We start from the raw sequence: 868 nt of genomic DNA on the forward strand, positions 1-868 counted from the left end.
GTTGCTTGGGCGTGCACTTCCGTTCGCACGCTTTCCTTAGCCTCCTGCGTCCCTCCATCGTTCAAACAAAACCAACTGGTACAGGAATATCAACCTGTTGTCCATCGCCTACGCCTATCGGCCTCGGCTTAGGTCCCGACTAACCCTGGGAGGACGAGCCTTCCCCAGGAAACCTTAGTCATTCGGTGGACGGGATTCTCACCCGTCTTTCGCTACTCATACCGGCATTCTCACTTCTAAGCGCTCCACCAGTCCTCACGGTCTGGCTTCGCCGCCCTTAGAACGCTCTCCTACCACGGAACCCGAAGGTTCCATCCACAGCTTCGGTGATCTGTTTAGCCCCGGTAAATTTTCGGCGCAGGGTCACTCGACTAGTGAGCTATTACGCACTCTTTGAATGATGGCTGCTTCTGAGCCAACATCCTAGTTGTCTGTGCAACCCCACATCCTTTTCCACTTAACAGATACTTTGGGACCTTAGCTGGTGGTCTGGGCTGTTTCCCTTTCGACTACGGATCTTATCACTCGCAGTCTGACTCCCGGACTTGAATCGATGGCATTCGGAGTTTATCTGAATTCGGTAACCCGAGAAGGGCCCCTAGTCCAAACAGTGCTCTACCTCCATGATTCCTATTGTCCGAGGCTAGCCCTAAAGCTATTTCGGAGAGAACCAGCTATCTCCAGGTTCGATTGGAATTTCTCCGCTACCCACACCTCATCCCCGCACTTTTCAACGTGCGTGGGTTCGGTCCTCCAGTGCGTATTACCGCACCTTCAACCTGGACATGGGTAGGTCACCTGGTTTCGGGTCTACGACCACATACTCATTCGCCCTGTTCAGACTCGCTTTCGCTGCGGCTCCGTGTTT

1 rRNA gene is annotated in these 868 nt (G+C 53.6%); it reads right to left on the minus strand.

Annotation, left to right across the window (positions count from 1 at the left end):
• A 23S ribosomal RNA gene (locus ACTVAI_RS11815) occupies nucleotides 1-868 on the minus strand; the annotation flags it as partial.

This window comes from Jeotgalibaca sp. A127, assembly GCF_052266745.1.
GTDB lineage: Bacteria > Bacillota > Bacilli > Lactobacillales > Aerococcaceae > Jeotgalibaca.